Here is a 21,391-nt window from a genome sequence, read left to right on the forward strand (position 1 = left end):
TCAGCCTGCGATCAGCGCATTCCTACGCCAGGATTCGGCCAGCAGCGTCTCGATCAGATCGGCATGGCTGAAGCCGGCCTGCGCCGCAGCTTTGGCCATGACCTTCTCCGACCACAGATTGCAGTTGAGATTGATCTCGATGAAGTTGATGTCGCCGGTGGCGAGGTCCAGGCGAAACTCGATCCGGCCATAGTCGAACGGGACGAATTCCTGGGCGACTTTCCTCGCCATCGCCTCGATCCGGGGTGCGAACTCGGCATGATCGAAACGCTTGAGCGCGGCCTTCTCGGTGTTCTGCACCAGGTCGCGCTTTTCGTAATAAGTCCACAGCTTCTGCGTGTCCTCGCGCTCGTACCACAGCATGGGCAGGGCGACAGGCTGATCGCGAATGGTGATGAAGGCGCACTGGATGTCGTAGCCGTCCAGATAAGGCTCCACGATGGCGTCGTGGCCCTGACCGTGAATGTCGGCAATGGCATTGGCCACCCCGTTCCAGTCGAATGCGTCGGAGATGCCCCAGCTGGCGGACGAGGCATTGGGCTTGATGACCCAGCGGCCGCCGGGGGCGGGGGGCAGGTCTTTCTCCAGAACCGGGGCGCCCCGGCGATAGCAGAACCACGGCGCGGTCGGCACCCCGGCATGGACTGCGGCCAGTTTGGACACCGATTTGTCGTCGCCCATGCCGCGCAGGAACGGCATCGCGCCGAGATAGGGGATGCGGTGCATGTTGCACAGCAGGGGGATCAGCATCTCGCTGTTCACGAAGCCGCCGCGATTGAGCAGAGGGAAGACGAAATCGGCTTCGGGCCGATCGAACAGCACCTTGTAGTTGTTCGCGAACTGGAGGTTCAGTCCCAGGCTTTCCAGAGTCGTGCGAACTTCGTGGTGGTAGATCGCGTGATTGCCATCCTCCGGATGCATCCCGCCGCCCCACAGGACGTGCTTGGCCATGAACAGCAGGCGGACGCGCTCTTTGGCTTCTTGGGGAATGCGAAGGGGTTCGGCGGAATCGGGCATAGGGGCTCTCGCAGCTGGAAGTTCGCGGCCATCTAGGCACGAACCCCCTCTGCCGCCAGTACCCGGCAAGGCAAAAAAAGCGCCGGGTGCGATCGGAACCGGTTCCGGCGGAGCCTCCTGCAAACGATGCCGCAGGAGACTCCGCCGGTTCACGTTATTGCCCGAAAGTGCGCTGCCACCAGCCGCGGCGGGGAGAAGCGGACCCTTCGTCCTCGCGCGAGTTGTCCGCCGCTTCCGCGTCGTTCGCAGGGGCGGATGCTTCCGCAGCCGCTTCGCTCGACACGTCGCCCGAGGATTGCGTCGGCGCGGCCGCTTCGAGCGCGGGTTCCTCCTCCACCTTCTTCTTGCGCCGCGTACGCTTGGGCTTCTCGGCCGGTTGCTCGGCCTCCGCCGGTCCGGCCTCTGCCGGCGCGGTTTCCGCAGGCGTGGCCGCCTCGGGTTCGTCGGCCTTCTTGCGGCGCGTGCGCTTCTTCGGCTTGGGAGCCTCCTCGGCATCGGCGTCGGCAGGTGGCGCTTCCGCGGCTTCGCTCACCGGCTCTTCGGGCGGCTTGGCCTTGGCTCTCGAGGCGCGCGGCTTGCGGCCGGCGGCTTCTGCCGGCGCCTCGGCCGTTTTCGCACGGCGCGTACGCCGTTTCGGCTTCGGTGCGTCTTCGACCGTTTCCTCGCCGGCTTCGCTCGGAGCTTCTTCTGCGCCGTCGGGGGCGACCGCCATATCCTCGCTCACCCGCTTCGAGACCGTCTCGCCCGTATCGGAGCCGGCATCGCCGTCGCTCTCGTTCTCGCCCTCTTCGCGATCGCGACCCCCGCGCCGACGGCGGCCCCCACGGCGCCGACGCTTCTTGGGCTTGCCCTCGTCTTCGCTGGAGGGGTGGCCATCGTCGTCGCGTTCGTCGTCCGCATCGCCGCTGTCGTCACTGCCGTTGTCGGCGGCCTCATCGCCATTGCGGCCTTTGTTGCGCCCGCGGCCGCCGCGCCGACGCCGACGGCGCTTCCTGTTGCCATCGTCGTCGTCATCGTCGGCTCGTTCGTCCGCTCCAGCGGGAACCTCGTCCTCTTCCGGCGCCTCGTCGTCGACGATCGGTTCGAACTTCGGCGCTTCGGTCGGCTTCGGGCCGGAGCTGGAGACGCTCATCTTGGCACCTTCCTGCTCGCCCTCGGGCACGACTTCGACGCTGACGCCATAGCGGCGCTCGATCTCGACCAGGTCGTCGCGCTTGGAATTGAGCAGGTAAACCGCCGCCTCGGTGCTGGCCGCGAGCGTGATCACCGTTCCCTTGCCCTTGGCGGCCTCGTCCTCGATCAGGCGCAGCGCGGACAAGCCCGCGCTCGAGGCTGTGCGGACAAGGCCGGTGCCATCGCAGTGCGGGCATTCGCGCGTCGTCGCTTCCAGCACGCCGGTACGCAGGCGCTGACGGCTCATTTCCATCAGGCCGAAGCCGGAGATGCGGCCGACCTGGATACGGGCGCGGTCGTTTTTCAGCGCGTCCTTCAACGCGCGCTCCACCTTACGGTTGTTGGAGTTGTACTCCATGTCGATGAAGTCGATCACGACCAGGCCGGCCATGTCGCGCAGACGCAGCTGGCGGGCGATTTCCTTCGCCGCTTCGAGATTGGTCGCGAGCGCGGTCTGCTCGATCCCGTGTTCCTTGGTCGAGCGGCCCGAGTTGATGTCGATCGACACCAGCGCCTCGGTCGGGTTGATGACCAGGTAACCGCCGCTCTTGAGCTGCACGACCGGGTCGTACATCGCGCGCAGCTGGTCCTCCGCGCCGTAGCGCTGGAACAGCGGCACCGGGTCGGAATAGGCCTTCACCCGACGCGCGTGGCTGGGCATCAGCAGTTTCATGAATTCCTTGGCCGAGCGGTAACCCGCTTCGCCTTCGACCACGACTTCCTCGATCTCGCGGTTGTAGATGTCGCGGATCGCGCGCTTGATCAGGTCGCTGTCCGAATGGATCAGTGTCGGCGCGCTGGAGGACAGGGTCTTTTCGCGGATCTCGTCCCAGAGGCGGGCGAGATAGTCGAAATCGCGCTTGATTTCGGTCTTGGTGCGCTGGAGGCCGGCAGTGCGGACGATCAGGCCCATCGTGCGCGGCAGCTTGAGATCGCCGACGATCTGCTTGAGCCGCTTGCGATCGCTGGCGCTGGAAATCTTGCGCGAAATGCCGCCGCCGTGGCTGCTGTTGGGCATCAGCACGGTGTAGCGGCCGGCCAGGCTGAGATAAGTCGTCAGCGCCGCGCCCTTGTTGCCGCGCTCTTCCTTGACCACCTGCACCAGCAGCACCTGACGGCGCTGAATGACGTCCTGGATCTTGTAGCGACGGCGCAGCGCCTGGCGGCGGGCGCGGACTTCGTCCACTTCCCTGGCGCGTGCCCGGCCCTTGCCCGGGCGGCGGCCACGGCCGCGGCGCCCACGGCGCGAATCCGATCCGCCCCGGCTCTCGTCGCTGTCGTCGTCGCTGTCGTCGTCATCGTCGTCGCCATCGCCGTTGGCGAGTTGGCCTTCTTCGAACGTTGCGACTTTGTCTTTCTCGGAGGTGTCGATTTCCTCGACCCCCTCTTCGGCGAACTCCTCGACCAGCGCGCCGCCGGTTTCGTCGTCGGCATCGTATTCGTCACCCGGGAGATCGCCGCGCTCCTCGTCCTCGGCGCGCAGGCGCGCCTCTTCTTCGGCGGCTTCGGCCTCTTCGGCCAGGAGCTTTTCGCGGTCTTCCCTCGGGATCTGGTAGTAATCGGGATGAATCTCGCTGAAGGCGAGGAAGCCGTGCCGGTTGCCGCCGAAATCGACGAAAGCGGCCTGGAGGCTGGGTTCGACCCGGGTTACCTTGGCGAGATAGATATTGCCTTTGATCTGCCGATGTTCGGCGGATTCGAAATCGAATTCCTCAATCCGGTTGCCCTTGAGTACCGCCACCCGCGTTTCTTCCGGGTGGCGCGCATCGATCAGCATGCGCGTTGCCATGTAGTATTCTCCGTGCGCGTCCGGGCGGGCTCAGGCCTGCCGGGAGGTTCTGCGCAAATAAGTGGGATCCGCCGATCGCCTCGCGATGGGCGGCAATGTCGGACCGGACACGGCGAACGGTTTCGCCGCGCCGGAATGATGTGTCTGCAATCATGCGAATGCGCCTGTGTCGCGCTGCCTGGCCCGCCAGCGCGACTACGCCTGCCGGGGGCAGCGTCGTCATGCTCGGGGAGAGGCTTCTCATGAACTGCATCAACCTGTTGCGAGCGCCGGAGCAGAAAGCTGCCGGCGGGCCTGCGACCCGTTTCGCGCGCATCCCGGTTTGGCGGGATCGAGCTTTCGCGGGCCGGATTTTCGGCCTTGCAGCGCTAGCATCCCGGCTTTCGTTCGGCAACCATGTTGCGCAAGGGGCCTGCAACGCCCTAACAACCGCGCGCAATGTCGACGCGGCTTCAGATATGGCTGATCTTTCTGGCGCCGCCGGTCCTGCTGGGGGCGCTCTATGCCCTGGACCTGGCCATCCCCGTGCCGCATCTGGGGCGCGATTACGTCGTGCGGATTGCACTGCCCGATGCCGGCGATCCGGTCGGCCTTCCGGTGATTCACGGCCCGCCCGACCGTTCGCGCCCTCTCGTGGTGATCGACCCGGGGCACGGAGGCAAGGACCCGGGGGCGAGCGTCGAACACTATCGCGAGAAGGATATTGCACTCGCCCTGGCACTTGCCCTGCGCGACCGGTTGATCGCCGAAGGGGGCGTGCGCGTGGCCCTGACGCGCGAAGACGACAGGTTCCTCGTGCTGGAGGAACGGCCCGAAATCGCGCGGCGAATGAATGCCGACCTGTTCGTTTCGATCCACGCCGATTCCGCCGGCGAGGCGAGCGGGGCCAGTGGCGCGAGCATCTATACGCTGTCGGCGCAGGCATCGAGCGAGGCCGCCGCACGTTTCGCCGAACGGGAAAACAACACCGACCGGCTCAACGGCGTTCGGATCGAGGGGCAGAGCGCCGAAGTCAGCGCGATCCTGGTCGAGCTTTCGCAGCGCCGCGTGCAGGAAGCCTCCGCGGAGTTCGCCCGCCTGATCGTGCGCGAGGGCGAGGGGGAACTGGTGTTCCATCCCCGTCCGCACCGATCGGCCGCGCTGGCCGTGCTGCGCGCGCCCGACGTGCCGGCGGTTCTCTACGAGGCGGGGTTCATCACCAACCCGGACGATGCCGCCCGTTTGACGAGCGCGGAAGCGCGCGACCGTTTCGCCGAAGTCATGGCCCGCGCGATCCGCATCTATTTCGCCCGTCAGGCCGGCGTCTAGAGGTGCGGGCCGAAACCATATGGCGCAACGCGGAAATCGCGTGCTAGAGACGCCCCGATCATGGCCGAACCCTCTTCCACCGATTATTTCCGCTATCGCATCCGGCGCGATACGTCGGGTGCGTTGAGCTGGCTCGCGGCGAGCTGGCGCGAAAAGCGCTGGTTCCGCTGGGGGGCGATCCTGTTCTGCATCGCGCTGGCCGTGTGGCTGGCGGGCTGGGCCCTGCTTGCGCGCGGGCTGCCCGACGCGGATACGCTGCTGGAATACGAGCCGCCGCTGCCCACGATGGTCCGCGCGGCCGACGGCGAAATCGTTCACTCCTATGCCCGCGAGCGGCGCGTGCAGCTGCAGTATGCGGATTTTCCCGAAACGCTGATCGAGGCCTATCTTGCGGCCGAGGACAAGACGTTCTTCACCCATGGCGGGATCGACATGGGCGGTCTGGCCGGTGCGGTGATCGACTATGTCAGCAAACTCGGCTCCGGCGAACGCGCGGTCGGCGGGTCGACGATCACGCAGCAGGTGGCCAAGAACATCCTGCTGTCGAACGAATATTCCATCACGCGCAAGCTGAAGGAAATGATCCTCGCCCGGCGAATCGAGGACGCTCTGACCAAGCAGCAGATCCTCGAACTCTATCTGAACGAGATCCCGCTGGGCCGCCGCAGTTTCGGGGTTCAGGCAGCCTCGCGCGCCTATTTCGACAAGGATGTCGGCGAGCTGGATCTGCACGAGATGGCCTTTCTGGCGATCCTGCCCAAGGCGCCCGAGCGCTATGGCCGCAGCCAGCACCGCGAGCTTGCGCTGGCGCGGCGCAACTTCGTGCTCGACCAGATGGTGGACAACGATTTCATCACCGCCGCCGAAGCGGCCGAGGCGCGCGCCCAGCCGCTGGGGCTCAAGCCCATGCGTGCGCAGTACAGCACGGCCGATGCCGGCTATTTTTTCGAGGAAGTGCGGCGTCAACTGATGGAGGATTTCGGCGAAACCGCCGAAGACGGCCCGAACAGCGTCTATGCCGGCGGGCTATGGGTGCGCACATCGCTCGATCCCGAACTGCAGTCCGCCGCGCGCGATGCGCTGCGCGGGGGAATGCTGCGTTATCACGGCAATCGCGGCTGGCGGGGCCCCTTGGCGACGATCGACCCCGACAACGGCGACCTGATTGCGCAACTGCGCTCGTCGAACCTGGGGCTCAACTATCGCGGCTGGCGCGTGGGCGTGGTGACCGCGCGCAGCGGCTCCGCCGCGACGATCGGATTGACCGATGGCGAAACCTATCCGCTGTCGGGTTTCCCGGACGCCTTGAAAATCGGCGATGTCGTGGCGGTGGAAAAGGCCGGATCCGGGTACCGCCTGCGTTCGATTCCCGAGGTTTCTGGCGGCTTCGTCGCGATGGCTCCGCTCACGGGGCGCGTGTTGGCGATACAGGGCGGTTTCGACAGCCGGCTGGGCGATTTCAACCGGGCGACGCAGGCCGAGCGCCAGCCCGGCTCGACGATCAAGCCGTTCGTTTATGCCACCGGCCTCGATCATGGCATGACGCCGGCTTCGCAAGTGCCCGACCAGACCTTCTGCTATTATCAGGGGGCGCGGCTGGGCGAAAAATGCTTCCGCAACTTCGGCGGCGGCGGCGGTGGTGTGCACACGATGCGCTGGGGGCTGGAGCAGAGCCGCAACCTGATGACCGTGCACATCGCGATGGATGCCGGAATGCCGGAGGTCATCAAGACCTTCGAGCGCGTGGGGATCGGCAGCTACGAGCCCTATCCCGCATTCGCGCTGGGGGCGGGCGACACGACCGTCCTCAAGATGGTCAACGCCTATGCGGCGCTGGCCAACCACGGCCGCCAGCACACTCCGACCCTGATCGACTATGTGCAGGACCGGCACGGCAAAGTGATCTGGCGCGCGGACAAGCGCGCATGCGGGCGCTGCAACATGCCCGAATGGGACGGCAAACCGATGCCTCGCCCGGGCCTGAGCGGCAAGCAGGTGATGGACCCGCGCACGGCATACCAGGTGGTTCACATGCTGGAGGGCGTCGTCCAGCGCGGAACCGCGGTGCGGCTGCGCGATCTGGGCCTTCCGCTGTTCGGCAAGACGGGCACGACCACCGGGCCGACCAATGCGTGGTTCGTGGGCGGGTCGCCTGATATGATTGCGGGCATGTATCTCGGCTTCGACCAGCCGCGCAACATGGGCGGATGGGTTCAGGGCGGCAACACGGCCGCGCCGATATTCAAAGACTTCGTGGAAAAGACGCGCGACCGCTGGTCCGACGATCCTTTCGTCGCCCCGGCCGGCGTGCGCATGGTGCGGATCGACCGCCGTTCGGGCAAGCGCGTACTCGACGGCTGGCCAAGCGACGATCCGCGCGCGGCGATCATCTGGGAGGCGTTCAAGCCCGACACCGAACCGCCGCGCCGCACGCGGGCCGACGCGATCGAAAGCAGGCGGCGCGAGATCCTGGAGCTGATCCGGCGGGGCGAAGCCGCGCGGCGGGCGGCGGTATCGGGCGGCAACCGCCACGACGAACCATCCGATTTCGTCGAGGATCAGGGCGGAATCTACTAGGCGATAGAGCCTGCGGGCGAGGAGAGTACGACATGCGGCGATCGATTCCGGCGGCATTGCTGGCCCTGACGATGGCGGCGCCTGCCGCCGCCCAGCTTCAGCCCGGTAAGCAGGCTCCGGCGTTCTCGACCCGGGCGGCGCTGGGCGGCGAAGCGATGGCGTTCAACTTGCGCAGCGCGCTGGCGAAAGGGCCGGTGGTCCTGTACTTCTATCCCCGGGCCTTCACCAAGGGGTGCACGCTGGAGGCGCGGCAATTTGCCGAGGCCGCCGAGGCGTTTGCGGCGGCCGGTGCAACGGTGATCGGCCTGTCGGCCGACGACATCGACACGCTGAAACGGTTTTCGGTGGAGGAATGTCGCGACCGGTTCGCGGTCGGCGTGGCCAGCCCGGCCATTATCGCGGCTTACGATGCCGCTCTCGTGCACGAGGGGCGCGAAACGGGTATGGCGCAGCGCGTCAGCTATGTCATAGATCGCGATGGGCGGATCGTTTTCGTCCATTCGGATGCCGACTATCGCGACCATGTCCGCCTGACGCTGGCCGCCGTGCGCCGGCTGGCCGAGGGCGGCTGAGGCGGCACCCTTTCGCAATCGGGCGCGCTCGTCTAAGCGGGCCGCCAATTCCTGATCGGAGACTGAATTCATGCGTGCCGAAGGGCAGGCCCATATCGACCGTATCGACGCAGCGCTGGCTCTCGTTCGCCAGTCGCTCGACTGGGACCGTGCCTTGCGCCGGCTCGACGAACTGAACGCGCGCGTCCAGGACCCGGCGCTGTGGGACGATCCCCGCGAGGCCCAGGCGATCACGCGCGAGCAGAAGCGGCTGGAAAGTGCGATAACGACCGTGCGCGAGATCGAGAGCGAGAAAAGCGACGCGATCGAATTCATCGAAATGGGCGAAGCGGAAGGCGACGACGCTATCGTCGCCGACGGTCTCGCAAGCCTTGAGAAGCTGGCCGAGCGTGCCGATGCCGACAAAGTGCAGGCTCTGCTCGCCGGCGAAGCCGACGCAAACGACACCTATCTCGAAATCCATGCCGGGGCAGGCGGCACCGAGAGCCAGGACTGGGCCGAAATGCTGCTGCGCATGTATGCCCGCTGGGCCGAACGCCGCGGTTTCAAGGTCGAAACGGTGGAGTATCAGGCGGGCGACCAGGCCGGGATCAAGAGCGCGACCCTGCTGCTCAAGGGCGAGAACGCCTATGGCTACGCCAAGACCGAAAGCGGCGTGCACCGGTTGGTGCGGATCAGCCCTTACGACAGTGCGGCGCGGCGGCACACCAGCTTCAGTTCCGTCTGGGTCTATCCCGTGATCGACGACAATATCGCGATCGAGATCAACCCGGCGGATCTCAAGATCGACACCTACCGCGCGAGCGGCGCGGGCGGGCAGCACGTCAACACGACCGATTCGGCGGTTCGCATCACGCACGTGCCCAGCGGGATCGTGGTCGCGAGCCAGAACGACCGCAGCCAGCACAAGAACCGCGAAACCGCGATGAACATGCTCCGCGCGCGCCTGTACGAGGAAGAGCTGCGCAAGCGCGAGGAGGCCGCCAGCGCCGAGCACGCGAGCAAGAGCGACATCGGCTGGGGCCACCAGATCCGCAGCTACGTCCTCCAGCCGTACCAGATGGTCAAGGATCTGCGGACCGGAATCACGTCGACCTCGCCCGACGACGTGCTCGACGGCGCGCTCGATCCGTTCATCTCGGCGGCACTGGCCCAGCGTGTGACCGGCGAGGCGGTCGAGGTCGAGGACGTCGACTGACAAATGCCTGCGGAAGGCTTTTGCCAGCATTGTTGCGGAGCGCTAGTGCGATGGGGATCATGAGAGCCTTTCTGTCCCCTTTGTGCCTCGTTGCGGCGCTTTGCCTGGGCGCTTGCGAACCGGTCGATTCCGACCGGCCCGAAACCGCGCGGGCCTTCCCCAGGCCCGACCGGCCGGTGTCGGAACCGGGCGCCAACCAGTTTTCCACCGAGGTCGCGCGCGACAGCGTGGGCGAGGCGCGCAAGGTGATGGATCTGGCCGAGATTTCGCCGGGCATGAGCGTGGCCGATATCGGCGCAGGCGAAGGATACTATACCGTCCGCCTGGCCGACCGGGTGGGAGAGAACGGCCGGGTGCTAGCGCAGGATATCGATCGCGAGGCGCTCGACCGGCTGGCATTGCGCGTGGAACGCCAGCGGCTCGACAACGTTTCTATCAAGCTCGGCGCGGGCGACGACCCGATGTTGCCGCAAGGGAGCTTCGATCGCGTGTTCATGGTTCACATGTATCACGAGGTGCGCGAACCTTACGCCTTTCTGTGGCGTCTGTGGCCGGCCCTGCGCGAGAATGGACGGGTGATCGTGGTCGATGTCGATCGCCCGGCCGACCAGCATGGTATCGACCCGCTCTTGCTGGCCTGCGAATTCAAGGCGGTGGGGTTCGAACTCGATACGTTCCGCGACGCGCCGGAGCTGGCGGGGTACTATGCACAGTTCAAGCGGGCCGCTAAGAGGCCCGAACCGGAAGAGATCAGGCCCTGCCGCGGAACGGCGGGCAGGGCGGAAGGCAACGCGGCCTAGCGGGCCGCCACAAGGATTATCAGTTCGATGGCATTCAAGGGGCTCAGCCCGATCGTTTACGGCGGACGCGAAGTCTGGCCGCTCATCGAGGGCGGCAAGGGCGTTTCCGCGACCAATCATCTGAGTTCCGGCGCATGGGCGGCGGCCGGAGGTATCGGCACGGTCAGCGCGGTCAACGCCGACAGCTACGACGCCGAAGGCAAGATCATTCCCCAGGTCTACGACCAGCTCACGCGCAAGGAACGCCACGAGCAGCTCGTCCGCTACGCGATCGACGGCGCGACCGAGCAGGTTCGACGGGCCTACGATGTCGCCAACGGCAGGGGTGCGATCAACATCAACGTCCTGTGGGAAATGGGCGGCGCGCAGCAAGTGCTCGAAGGCGTTCTGGAGCGCACGCGCGGGCTCGTCACCGGCGTGACCTGCGGTGCCGGAATGCCATACAAGCTGGCCGAGATCGCCGCGCGTTTCAACGTCAGCTATCTGCCGATCATCAGTTCCGCGCGCGCCTTCCGCGCGCTGTGGAAGCGCAGCTATCACAAGGTGAGCGAGTTGATGGCGGCCGTGGTCTATGAGGATCCCTGGCTGGCCGGCGGGCACAACGGCCTGTCCAACGCCGAGGATCCGACCAAGCCCGAAGACCCCTATCCGCGGGTGAAGGCCTTGCGCGAAACGATGCGCAAGGAAGGCGTTTCCGAAGACGTGCCGATCGTCATGGCCGGGGGGGTCTGGTTCCTGCGCGAGTGGGAAAACTGGATCGACAACCCGGAACTGGGCAAGATCGCCTTCCAGTTCGGCACCCGTCCGCTGCTGACCGAAGAAAGCCCGATCCCGCAGCAGTGGAAGGACATGCTGCGCACGATCGAGCCGGGCGACGTCCTGCTGCACAAGTTCTCCCCCACCGGTTTCTATTCCTCGGCGGTCAAGAATCCGTTCCTGTGGGATCTGATCCATCGCAGCGAGCGGCAGATCCCCTATTCCAAGGTCGAGGCGGGCGAGCATACCGTCCAGCTCGATGTCGGGATCAAAGGCAAGAACTTCTGGGTCACGCCCAAGGATCGCGAGCGCGCGCGGGGCTGGGCGGCCGAGGGATATACCGAGGCGCTCAAGACCCCTGACGACACGGTCGTGTTCGTGACGCCCGAAAGCCGCGCCGAAATCCGCAAGGATCAGGCCGATTGCATGGGCTGCCTGTCGCATTGCGGATTTTCGTCGTGGAAGGATCACGACGACTATACCACCGGCCGCCTGGCCGATCCGCGCAGCTTCTGTATCCAGAAAACGCTGCAGGACATCGCGCATGGCGGCGACGTGCAGCAGAATCTCGCCTTTGCCGGGCATGCCGCCTATCGCTTCAAGCAGGACCCGTTCTATTCGAACAACTTCACCCCCACGGTGAAGCAGCTCGTCGATCGCATCCTGACGGGGGATTGAGGGCGGCAGCGACCGCGGCAGGCGGGTTCCGACCGCGGCCGAACCTCAGCCGGCGGGCCCGCGATGGCAGGCGGTGTCGAGGCCTGCGTTCTCTTCGTCCTCGCCGACACGCATCGGCACGACGAGGCTGACCATCAGAGCGACGATCGCGGTTGCGATCGCGCTCCACAGGACGACCGCGGCGGTGCCGAGAAGCTGGGCGACGATCTGGCCGCCCATGGCCATTCCTTCCGCATAGCCGATGCCGCCAAGCGTTTCGGAAAGAAACAGGCCGAGCAGCATCGCGCCGAGCATGGCACCCACGCCGTGAACTGCGAAAACTCCCAGGGTATCGTCGATCCCCAGTCTGCCGGAGACCAGCGCCAGCGCGCCGCGGCAAGCCATCGCCGCACTTGCGCCGAAGACGATCGAAGCCCCTGGCGAGACGAACCCCGATGCGGGCGCGATCGCCGCCAGGCCGGAAAGCACGCCCAGCGCCAGCCCGCCGGCCGTCGTGCGCCCGGTGGCAAGGCGTTCGAGCGTCAGCCAGGTCAGCGCCCCCGCACAGGCGGCGACGTGGGCATTCAGGATGGCGGTCGAGGCATCGTCGGTCGCAGCGAGCGCGCTGCCGCCATTGAGCGCGAGCCAGCCGACCCACATCATCGCCATCCCGGCAAGGCCCAGGACCGGGGCCGATCCCGCTTCGCCGTCAGCCGGCAGGTTGGCGCGCCTGCCCAGGAACAAGGCAACCACGAGGGCGGAGACGCCGGCGGTGACATGCATCGTCAAGCCGCCGGCGAAGTCGAGCGCGCCCAGCGTCCTGGCGATCCATCCGCCGCCCCATACCCAGTGCGTGACCGGGGCGTGGACGATCAACGCCCAGAGCGCGGCGAACCCCACGGCCCAGCCGAACCGGGCGCGGCCGATCCAGCTGCCGGTCATCAGGCAGGCAGCAAGAACGGCAAAGATCATCTGGAACAGCACGAAGGCGCTTTCGGGCAGCAGCGTGCCCGCGCGCACGTTGCCCAGGCTGCCGAGCATCCAGTGGGCATAGTTGCCGAGCCAGCCGACCGTGACCGGGCCGAAAGCCAGTGTGTAGCCGAGCACGATCCAGCCGAGCGACACAGCCGCTGCGATGGCCCCGATCTGGATCGCGACCGAAACGCCGCTTCTTGCAGGTCCGCGGCCTGCATAATGGAGCGCCAGGCCGGGCAGGGCGGCCAGCAGGGCGATTGCCGATGCCGCCATTATCCATGCGGTGTCGCCGCCGTCGTTCGCCGCGAACTGGACCAGTTCCTGCGCGCGCAGCGGGGTGGTTGCGCCAACCGAGGCGAAGCCCAGCAGAGCTGTACCGGCAAACCGTCTGCGCATCGCATTATCCCCGATTACGGCTGGACCAGCGCTTCGAGCACCTGGTCGGGCGGGCGATGCCCATCGGCCCAGAAGCGGATGTTGGCGATGACTTTTTCGCCCGACGCTTCGCGTCCCTCGACCGTGGCGCTGCCGATATGGGGCTGGGCGATCACATTGGGCAGGGCAACGAGACGAGCATCGACTTTCGGCTCGTCGGGAAAGACATCCAGGCCTGCGCCGCCCAGGTGGCCGCTTTCCAGCGCCTCGATCATCGCCTCGTAGTCGACGAGATCGGCCCGCGCGGTGTTGATCAGCGCAGCCCCCCGCTTCATCAGCGCAATGCGGCGTGCGTCGATCATCCCGCGCGTCTGCGGCGTGGCGGGGCAATGCAGGGTGACGATATCGGATTCGGCCAGAAGGCGGTCGAGATCCTCCTCGAACCTGGCGCCGAACATCGTTTCCACCGCTTCTGGCAGGCGATGGCGGTTGTGATAGCGGATTTCGAAGCCGAAGGCGCGCGCGCGCGATGCGACCGCCTGACCGATCCGGCCCATGCCCACGATCCCCAGCACTTTGCCGCCCAGCTTGCGGCCGAGCATGGCCGAGGGTGCCCAGCCGGTCCAGCGTTCCCGGCGGATCAGCGCGGTGCCTTCGCGCAGACGGCGCGGAACGCCGATGATCAGCGCCATTGTCAGATCGGCCGTGTCGTCGGTGAACACGCCCGGCGTGTTGGTGACCATGATCTTGCGCGCCGCGGCGGCGGCGAGATCGATATGATCTGTTCCTGCACCGAAATTCGCGATCAGGCCGAGCTGCTCGCCCGCTTCTGCCAGCAATTCGGCGTCGATCCGGTCGGTCACGGTCGGGACAAGCACGTCGCACTCGCGCATCGCGGTGGCGAGTTCGTCGCGCGACATGGCAATGTCGGCGGGGTTGAGCCGGACATCGAACAGCTCCTCCATCCGTGCCTCGATCGAGGGGAGGAGGTGCCGCGTCACTATCACGCGCGGCTTGCCCGCGACGCGCCGGTTCGAGTCCGCTCCCGTCTGTTCCATGTCTTTTGCGCTAGGACGCCGGAGGCCTCGCGGTCAAGCGGCGCGGAAGATGACTTGAAGGGCAGGGGGTGCGCGATTTATGGAAAGCGGCGATGTACAGGCTTTTTGTTGTTCTTTTCACGGCGTTTATCGCCATTGCCGCGCCCGCGGTCGGGCAAGAACGCGAGGTGCCCTACTGGGCCACGATCGACACCACCGAACTGAACATGCGCGTCGGCCCCAGCGTCAACTACAGGATCGAATGGGTCTATCGCCGCGAAGGCCTGCCGGTGAAGGTCGTCCGGGTGATCGACGGCTGGCGCCTGATCCGCGACCCCGATGGCGCCCGGGGATGGGTGGCGGCGCGTCTGCTAAGCGCGGAGCGCGGTGCGATCGTCGTGGGCAAGGGGCTTGCGGCATTGCGCGCAGAACCGGCCGAAAATGCGCGGTTGAAATGGAATGTCGAACCCGGCGTCGTCGGCAAGCTCGGCGAATGCGAGGCGGGCTGGTGCAATTTCGACGTGGACGGCCGGGCCGGCTGGATCAGGGCCGACCGCCTGTGGGGCGCCGGCGACCCCTGAGGCTGCCGAGGGGCACCGGCCGGCCGCCGCCAGCCCGGCTCGACAGCGACTTTCGAGAAAAAGCGCCCGCTCAGCCGTCCGGCGCGGCAGCCCGGCGCGTGACGGTGACCGTCGTTCCGTCTTCGGCCGTCGCGGTCCAGCTTCCGTCCGGTGCCGGCGGGCTGTCGGTCCAGCACAGTTCCGCGCCGCCTTCGGGGGTCAGGCAGTTTCGGTTGTCGCGAACTTCCCAGGTGCCGCGCGCCGTTTCCGTGCCGTCCATGAGATCGACGTAAGTGCCGTCGGCGTTGATCCTGGTGGTGGTGACCGTGCCATCGGCCCAGGTCACCTCGTAATCCCCCGCCGCGTCGTCGCCCGCAAGGGCGGACGTGCCGGTCTGGACCGGATCTGCCGGTTCCGCCGTCTGTGCGTCCGCAGCCGCTTCCTCGCCCTGCTGCGAACACGCGCATAGTGCGAGGACAGCCGCGGTCAGAACAGTCTTTCTCATCTCCCAATTCTCCTTATGTTTTGGAGGTAAGGCGATGATACGCGTCTCTAACCGCAGCAGCAAACGGCAGGTGCCGATTTGTCCCCGGCCCTCCGGTCAGGCCAGTTCCACCGCCACCGCAGTGGCCTCGCCGCCGCCGATGCAGAGCGATGCGATCCCGCGCTTCTTGCCCTGGTTCTTCAGGGCATTGAGCAGGGTGACGAGGATTCGCGTGCCGCTGGCCCCGATCGGATGGCCCAGCGCGGTGCCGCCGCCGTTGATATTGATCTTGTCGTGCGGGATGCCGATGTCGCGCATCGCGAACATGGCGACACAGGCGAAAGCCTCGTTGACTTCCCACAGTTCCACATCGTCGACCGACCAGCCGGCCTTGTCGAGAACCTTCTGAATGGCCCCGATCGGCGCGACGGTGAACTGCGCCGGCTCCTGCGCGTGCGCGGCCATGGCGACGATCCGGGCCACCGGTTCCAGGCCCTTGCTCTTCGCTACGCTCTCGCGCGTCAGCACCACCGCAGCGGCACCGTCGGAGATCGAGCTGGACGTGGCGGCGGTGATCGTCCCGTCCTTCGCGAAAGCCGGCTTCAGCGTCGGAATCTTGTCGGGCTTGCCGCGGCCGGGCTGCTCGTCGGTGTCGACGACGGTTTCGCCCGCCCGGGAAGAGACGGTGACCGGGACGATTTCGTCGGCAAACGCGCCGCTGTCGATCGCGGCATTGGCGCGGCGCAGCGACTCGATCGCGTAGTCGTCCATTTCCTCGCGCGTCATCTGATAATCATCGGCGGTGGACTGGGCGAAGGTCCCCATGGCGCGGCCTTCTTCGTAAGCATCCTCCAACCCGTCGAGGAACATGTGATCGTAAGCCGTGTCGTGGCCGATCCGCGCGCCCGAACGGTGTTTCTTGAGCAGGTAGGGGGCATTGGTCATGCTCTCCATCCCGCCCGCGACGACGACATCGATCGTCCCCGAGGCAAGCGCTTCGGCGCCCATGATGACCGTCTGCATGCCGCTGCCGCAGACTTTGTTGACCGTGGTCGCCTGGACCGACTTGGGCAAGCCGGCCTTGATCGCCGCCTGGCGCGCGGGTGCCTGACCAAGCCCGGCGGGCAGAACACAACCCATATAGATTCGGTCGATATCGTCCCCGGCAACGCCTGCGCGCTCGACCGAAGCCTTCACCGCGGTCGCGCCGAGCTCGGTCGCGCTGACGGCAGCCAGTGCGCCCTGCATGCCACCCATCGGCGTGCGGGCGTAGGAGAGGATGACGACGGGGTCGTTCGCGGAAAACTGGGCCATGGGGACGATGCCTTTCGCTGGAGATCGTGGTTGGGGTGCTACCTAATGTTGCACTGCGGCAAAGGCAAATGGCCGGTTGTCCGCTTGCCAACAGGTGCCATGTGGTGGACACTCGGTAGCAAAGCAAAACCGATGGAGAGAGCGATGGCCCGGCATGACCCTTCCGCGATGCACGAAGTGCTGCGCAAGCAGCGCGAATCCTTCGTCGCTGCACGGCCCGAAGGGCTCGATGTGCGCCGCGACCGGATCGCGCGCGCGATCGCTCTGCTGAAGGAGAACAGCGACGCCTTGTGCAAGGCGATGAGTGCGGATTTCGGCAATCGCAGCCCGCACCAGTCGATGATCACCGACATCGCCAGCACGGTTTCCTTCGGCAAATATTGTCTCAAGCATCTCGGCAAATGGGCGCGGGCGGAAAAGCGGCATGTTCGGTTTCCGCTGGGGCTGCTGGGAGCGAAGGCGGAACTGCGATACGAGCCCAAGGGCGTGATCGGCATTCTCAGCCCCTGGAACTTTCCGGTCAATCTCAGCTTCGGCCCGCTGATGCAGGTGCTCGCAGCCGGCAATCGGGCGATGATCAAGCCGAGCGAGTTCACCGAGAGAACATCGGACCTCTCGGCCGAGCTGAGCGCGAAATACTTCGACGAGAGCGAGGTTGCCTTCGTCACGGGCGGGCCGGAGGTCGCCCATGAATTCTCCTCGCTCCCGTTCGATCACCTCGTTTTCACCGGATCGACTGCGACCGGGCGCAAGGTGATGGAGGCGGCGGCCCGGAACCTGTGCCCGGTCACGCTGGAGCTGGGCGGCAAATCGCCGGTGTTCCTGGGGCGCGGGGCGAATCTGGAGCAGGCGGGCGAGCGGATCGCGATGGGCAAGATGATGAACGCCGGCCAGATCTGCCTGGCGCCCGATTACATGTACGTTCCGCAGGATCAGGAAGACGCGGCGATCGCGGCGGTCGAGCTGGGGGTGCACCGGATGTACCCGACCCTGCTGGAGAACGAGGACTATGCCTCGATCGTCACCGACCGGCATTTCGACCGGCTGAAAGGCATGGTCGAGGATGCGCGCGACAAGGGGGCCGAGGTGATCGAGGTCAATCCGGGCAAGGAGGACTTTTCCGGCACCAACGCGCGCAAGATGCCGCTGACCATACTGCGCAACGTGACCGACGACATGCAGGCCATGCAGGAGGAGATTTTCGGCCCCGTCCTGCCGGTGAAGACCTATCGCGATGTCGGCGAGGCGATCGATTACGTCAACGAACGCGACCGGCCGCTGGGTCTCTATTATTTCGGGACCGATGCCGGCGAGCGCGAACAAGTGCTGAGCCGCACGATTTCCGGCGGCGTCACGGTCAACGACGTGATCTTCCACGTTTCGATGGAAGATCTGCCGTTCGGCGGCGTGGGGCCGAGCGGAATCGGCGCGTATCACGGCGTCGAAGGTTTTCGCGAATTCAGCCACGCGCGCGCCGTTTACACCCAGCCGAAGATCGACGTTGCGAAGCTCGGCGGTTTCAAGCCGCCCTATGGCGCGGCGACGGAAAAGGCGGTTCGCGGCTTGATGAAATAGCCTGCCCGACAGGCGGCCCGCGCGGCACGCATTTATTGCGAAAGGTTCGCATTTCCGCGCCCTTGCGCCATGCGGACGAGCGGCCTAGAGGCGGGCGCGAAACATCCGCCCCGCGGGAATCGCCCCAAGGAAACCGCTCAAGGAATCATCGTGGTCGACCTGAGCCAATATCTTCCGATCCTGATCTTCCTGATCATTGCGCTGGGACTCTCGGCGCTGTTCGTGTTCCTGCCGATGGGCGTCTCACGTCTTACCGGCGCGCACAACCCGAGTACGGAGAAGAACAGCGAGTACGAATGCGGCTTCCCCGCGTTCGAGGATTCGCGCAGCCAGTTCGACGTGCGGTTTTATCTCGTCGCGATCCTGTTCATCATTTTCGACCTCGAAGTGGCGTTCCTGTTCCCCTGGTCCGTCTCGGTGTTCGATCTCGGCTGGCCCGCATGGATCGCAATGATGATCTTTCTCGGCATCCTGACCGTCGGTTTCATCTATGAATGGAAGTCCGGCGCGCTGGATTGGGAATAAGTTATGAATCAAGTCACCCCCGCAGCCCGCCCCGGCGAAGTGCGTCAGCCCGACGCGGAGTACTTTCGTGCCCTGCAGACAGAGGTGAACGACAAGGGTTTCCTCGTCACCAGCACCGAGGAGCTGTTTCAATGGGCGCGCACCGGCTCGCTCTGGTGGATGACGTTCGGCCTCGCCTGCTGCGCGGTGGAAATGATTCACGTCAACATGCCGCGTTACGACATGGAGCGTTTCGGGGTCGCCCCGCGCGCCAGCCCGCGGCAGAGCGACGTGATGATCGTCGCCGGCACGCTGTGCAACAAGATGGCGCCCGCGCTGCGCAAGGTCTACGACCAGATGTCGGATCCGAAATACGTGATTTCGATGGGCAGCTGCGCCAATGGCGGCGGCTATTACCACTACAGCTACAGCGTGGTGCGCGGCTGCGACCGCATCGTGCCGGTCGATATCTATGTCCCGGGCTGTCCGCCGACTGCGGAGGCGCTGCTTTACGGCGTGATGCAGTTGCAGCGGAAAATCCGGCGCGAAGGGACGATCGAAAGGTGATTGCCCGACAATGACCGCTGTTCATTCCGCCCCCAGATACGCCTCCAACGACGGCGTGAAGGCTGCGCTGTCCGCAGCGCTCGGCAAGATGCTCGTCGATGCGCACGAGGAGCACGGCGAAATCCTGCTGACCGTGAAGCGCGATTCGATCGAGGATGCTCTGCGCCTCCTGCGCGACGAGCATGAATATCAGCAGCTTATGGAGATCGCGGGGGTCGATTACCCCCAGCGTGCCGAGCGTTTCGAAGTCGTCTACATGCTCCTCAGCGTAACCCGGAACCACCGGGTCATGGTGAAGGTGACGGCGTCGGAAAAGACGCCCGTGCCGACGGTCACCACGCTGTGGCCCAACGCCGGCTGGCTCGAACGCGAGGTTTTCGACCTTTACGGCGTGCTGTTCGACGGCAACACCGACTTGCGCCGAATCCTTACCGACTACGGGTTCGAGGGGCATCCTTTCCGCAAGGACTTTCCGCTCACCGGCTATCACGAACTGCGCTATTCCGAAGAGGAGAAGCGCGTCGTTTACGAGCCTGTCGACCTGCCGCAGGAGCTGCGCCAGTTCGATTTCATGAGCCCCTGGGAAGGGGCGGACTATGTTCTGCCCGGCGACGAGAAGGCTGCGACACCGCCGGTCGACGAACCCAAGACGACCGAGAAGCCCTCCGAAACCGGCGCCGGTGCGAAGGCCGACGAGGAAGCCGCCGACAAAGTCAGCGCCGCGGCCCCTGCCGAAGGCGACAGCGAACTCGAAGAATCCGCCCCCGAGCCGACCGAAGATCGCGAAGATCGTGCGAAGCGCGAGGGCAAGACGCGGGAGACCAAGTCCGCGACAGAGCCGAAGGAGAAGGGCGAATGAGCGGTCTCGTAGCCGAAGACTCGCCGACCACCGAAGGCGAGGTGATCTCCAACTACACGATCAACTTCGGGCCGCAGCACCCCGCCGCGCACGGCGTGCTGCGCATGGTGATGGAGCTCGACGGCGAGGTAATCGAACGGATCGATCCGCATGTCGGCCTGCTGCATCGCGGCACCGAAAAGCTGATCGAGCACAAGACGTACCTGCAGGCGCTGCCCTATTTCGACCGGCTCGATTACTGCTCCCCGCTGTGCCAGGAGCACAGCTACGTCCTGGCGATCGAAAAGCTCCTCAACGTCGAAGTGCCGATCCGTGCGCAGTACCTGCGCGTGCTGTTCGCCGAGCTGACGCGCATTTCGAACCATATGCTGAACATCGGCGCGCACGTAATGGACGTGGGCGCGATGACGCCCAACCTGTGGGTCTTCGAACTGCGCGAAGACTGCATGAACTTCTTCGAGCGGGCATCGGGCGCACGTATGCACAGCGCGTGGTTCCGTCCCGGCGGCGTCCACCAGGACGTGCCGCTGAAGCTGCTGACCGACATCGGCGACTGGGTGGATGGCCGCCTGCCCGAGCTGTTCGGCGATGCGATGAGCCTTGTCATGGACAATCGCATCTTCAAGCAGCGCAACGTCGATATTGCCGTGGTGAGCAAGGAAGACGCCCTGCGCTGGGGCTTTTCGGGGCCGATGATCCGCGCCGCGGGCATCCCCTGGGATCTGCGCAAGTCGCAGCCTTACGACGTATACGACCGGATGGATTTCGAAATCCCGGTCGGCACCAATTCCGATTGCTACGACCGCTTCATGGTGCGCGTGAAGGAAGTTTACGAAAGCGCGAAGATCATCAAGCAGTGCCTGGCCGAAATGCCCGAAGGGCCGATCGCCAGCACCGACGGCAAAGTCTCTCCACCCAAGCGCGGCGAGATGAAGCAGTCGATGGAAGCGCTGATCCACCACTTCAAACTCTATACCGAGGGGTTCCACGTGCCCGCCGGCGAAGTCTACGTCGCGACCGAAAGCCCGAAGGGCGAATTCGGCGTCTATCTGGTCAGCGACGGGTCGAACAAACCCTACCGCTGCAAGATCCGCCCGACCGCGTTCAGCCACCTTCAGGCGATGGATTTCATGTCGAAAGGCCACATGCTGCCCGATGCCACCGCCATCCTCGGCGCCATCGACGTCGTGTTCGGGGAGTGCGACCGGTGACTATGCAACACCACACCACCGTCATCCCGGGGTTGATCCGGAATCCCGCTTTTCTTCCGTCGCACCTCGATGCAGCGGGACCC

Annotated in this window: 18 protein-coding genes; 12 read left to right on the plus strand and 6 right to left on the minus strand. The window is 65.6% G+C overall.

The genetic code is table 11. The features are described from left to right. The gene (locus tag V5F89_RS08635; RefSeq protein WP_338445252.1) at nucleotides 1–1,017 is read right to left on the minus strand and encodes a phosphoribosylglycinamide synthetase; all 1,017 of its coding nucleotides are present in this window, start codon (nucleotides 1,015–1,017) and stop codon (nucleotides 1–3) included. Between the two features lie 154 nt (nucleotides 1,018–1,171). Further along, on the minus strand, nucleotides 1,172–3,979 hold the full coding sequence (locus V5F89_RS08640) for a ribonuclease E/G (protein WP_338445253.1): 2,808 nt from the start codon (nucleotides 3,977–3,979) through the stop codon (nucleotides 1,172–1,174). 438 nt (nucleotides 3,980–4,417) lie between these two features. Between V5F89_RS08640 and V5F89_RS08645 the strand changes: the two genes are divergently transcribed. The 6 genes from V5F89_RS08645 to V5F89_RS08670 all read left to right on the plus strand — a co-directional run bounded on the left by V5F89_RS08645 (nucleotide 4,418) and on the right by V5F89_RS08670 (nucleotide 11,868). After that, entirely contained in the window at nucleotides 4,418–5,287 is an 870-nt protein-coding gene (locus V5F89_RS08645; RefSeq protein ID WP_338445254.1) for an N-acetylmuramoyl-L-alanine amidase, read from the plus strand. A 60-nt stretch (nucleotides 5,288–5,347) separates the two neighbouring features. Continuing rightward, complete coding sequence (locus V5F89_RS08650; protein ID WP_338445255.1) at nucleotides 5,348–7,864, plus strand: penicillin-binding protein 1A; 2,517 nt, start codon at nucleotides 5,348–5,350, stop codon at nucleotides 7,862–7,864. Between the two features lie 32 nt (nucleotides 7,865–7,896). Beyond that, nucleotides 7,897–8,436, plus strand: a complete 540-nt coding sequence (locus V5F89_RS08655; protein ID WP_338445256.1) for a peroxiredoxin — start codon at nucleotides 7,897–7,899, stop codon at nucleotides 8,434–8,436. Nucleotides 8,437–8,506: 70 nt separating this feature from the next. Continuing rightward, nucleotides 8,507–9,634, plus strand: a complete 1,128-nt coding sequence (gene prfB, locus V5F89_RS08660; RefSeq protein ID WP_338445257.1) for a peptide chain release factor 2 — start codon at nucleotides 8,507–8,509, stop codon at nucleotides 9,632–9,634. Nucleotides 9,635–9,693: 59 nt separating this feature from the next. Then, a complete protein-coding gene (locus V5F89_RS08665; protein WP_338445258.1) occupies nucleotides 9,694–10,434 on the plus strand; it encodes a class I SAM-dependent methyltransferase in 741 nt (246 codons plus the stop codon). A 27-nt stretch (nucleotides 10,435–10,461) separates the two neighbouring features. Then, on the plus strand, nucleotides 10,462–11,868 hold the full coding sequence (locus tag V5F89_RS08670; protein ID WP_338445259.1) for an NAD(P)H-dependent flavin oxidoreductase: 1,407 nt from the start codon (nucleotides 10,462–10,464) through the stop codon (nucleotides 11,866–11,868). A gap of 45 nt (nucleotides 11,869–11,913) precedes the next feature. Here the strand turns inward: V5F89_RS08670 and V5F89_RS08675 are convergent, their stop codons facing one another. Continuing rightward, a complete protein-coding gene (locus V5F89_RS08675; RefSeq protein ID WP_338445260.1) occupies nucleotides 11,914–13,218 on the minus strand; it encodes an ammonium transporter in 1,305 nt (434 codons plus the stop codon). Between the two features lie 14 nt (nucleotides 13,219–13,232). Beyond that, the gene (locus tag V5F89_RS08680; protein ID WP_338445261.1) at nucleotides 13,233–14,255 is read right to left on the minus strand and encodes a D-glycerate dehydrogenase; all 1,023 of its coding nucleotides are present in this window, start codon (nucleotides 14,253–14,255) and stop codon (nucleotides 13,233–13,235) included. A gap of 92 nt (nucleotides 14,256–14,347) precedes the next feature. On the opposite strand from V5F89_RS08680, the gene V5F89_RS08685 reads away from it, so the two are divergent. Further along, nucleotides 14,348–14,815, plus strand: a complete 468-nt coding sequence (locus V5F89_RS08685) for an SH3 domain-containing protein (RefSeq protein ID WP_338445262.1) — start codon at nucleotides 14,348–14,350, stop codon at nucleotides 14,813–14,815. Nucleotides 14,816–14,885: 70 nt separating this feature from the next. On the opposite strand, the gene V5F89_RS08690 is transcribed toward V5F89_RS08685, so the two are convergent. Further along, nucleotides 14,886–15,299 carry a hypothetical protein gene (locus V5F89_RS08690; protein WP_338445263.1) on the minus strand — a complete coding sequence of 138 codons (414 nt, stop codon included), beginning with the start codon at nucleotides 15,297–15,299 and terminating at the stop codon, nucleotides 14,886–14,888. 96 nt (nucleotides 15,300–15,395) lie between these two features. Continuing rightward, a complete protein-coding gene (locus V5F89_RS08695; protein WP_338445264.1) occupies nucleotides 15,396–16,592 on the minus strand; it encodes an acetyl-CoA C-acyltransferase in 1,197 nt (398 codons plus the stop codon). 144 nt (nucleotides 16,593–16,736) lie between these two features. Between V5F89_RS08695 and V5F89_RS08700 the strand changes: the two genes are divergently transcribed. The 5 genes from V5F89_RS08700 to V5F89_RS08720 all read left to right on the plus strand — a co-directional run bounded on the left by V5F89_RS08700 (nucleotide 16,737) and on the right by V5F89_RS08720 (nucleotide 21,308). Next, on the plus strand, nucleotides 16,737–18,167 hold the full coding sequence (locus tag V5F89_RS08700) for a coniferyl aldehyde dehydrogenase (RefSeq protein ID WP_338445265.1): 1,431 nt from the start codon (nucleotides 16,737–16,739) through the stop codon (nucleotides 18,165–18,167). Between the two features lie 150 nt (nucleotides 18,168–18,317). Further along, nucleotides 18,318–18,692: an NADH-quinone oxidoreductase subunit A gene (locus V5F89_RS08705; protein WP_338445266.1), complete on the plus strand. Its 375-nt coding sequence runs from the start codon at nucleotides 18,318–18,320 to the stop codon at nucleotides 18,690–18,692. 3 nt (nucleotides 18,693–18,695) lie between these two features. After that, nucleotides 18,696–19,238 carry an NADH-quinone oxidoreductase subunit B family protein gene (locus V5F89_RS08710; protein WP_338445267.1) on the plus strand — a complete coding sequence of 181 codons (543 nt, stop codon included), beginning with the start codon at nucleotides 18,696–18,698 and terminating at the stop codon, nucleotides 19,236–19,238. Nucleotides 19,239–19,248: 10 nt separating this feature from the next. Further along, nucleotides 19,249–20,097, plus strand: a complete 849-nt coding sequence (locus V5F89_RS08715) for an NADH-quinone oxidoreductase subunit C (protein ID WP_338445268.1) — start codon at nucleotides 19,249–19,251, stop codon at nucleotides 20,095–20,097. Beyond that, complete coding sequence (locus tag V5F89_RS08720; protein WP_338445269.1) at nucleotides 20,094–21,308, plus strand: NADH-quinone oxidoreductase subunit D; 1,215 nt, start codon at nucleotides 20,094–20,096, stop codon at nucleotides 21,306–21,308. Before V5F89_RS08715 ends, V5F89_RS08720 begins: the two co-directional genes overlap by 4 nt. Nucleotides 21,309–21,391: the final 83 nt, after the last annotated feature.

Origin of the sequence: Pelagerythrobacter marensis (assembly GCF_036700095.1) — a bacterium.
In the GTDB taxonomy this organism is placed as follows: Bacteria; Pseudomonadota; Alphaproteobacteria; order Sphingomonadales; family Sphingomonadaceae; genus Pelagerythrobacter; species Pelagerythrobacter marensis_A.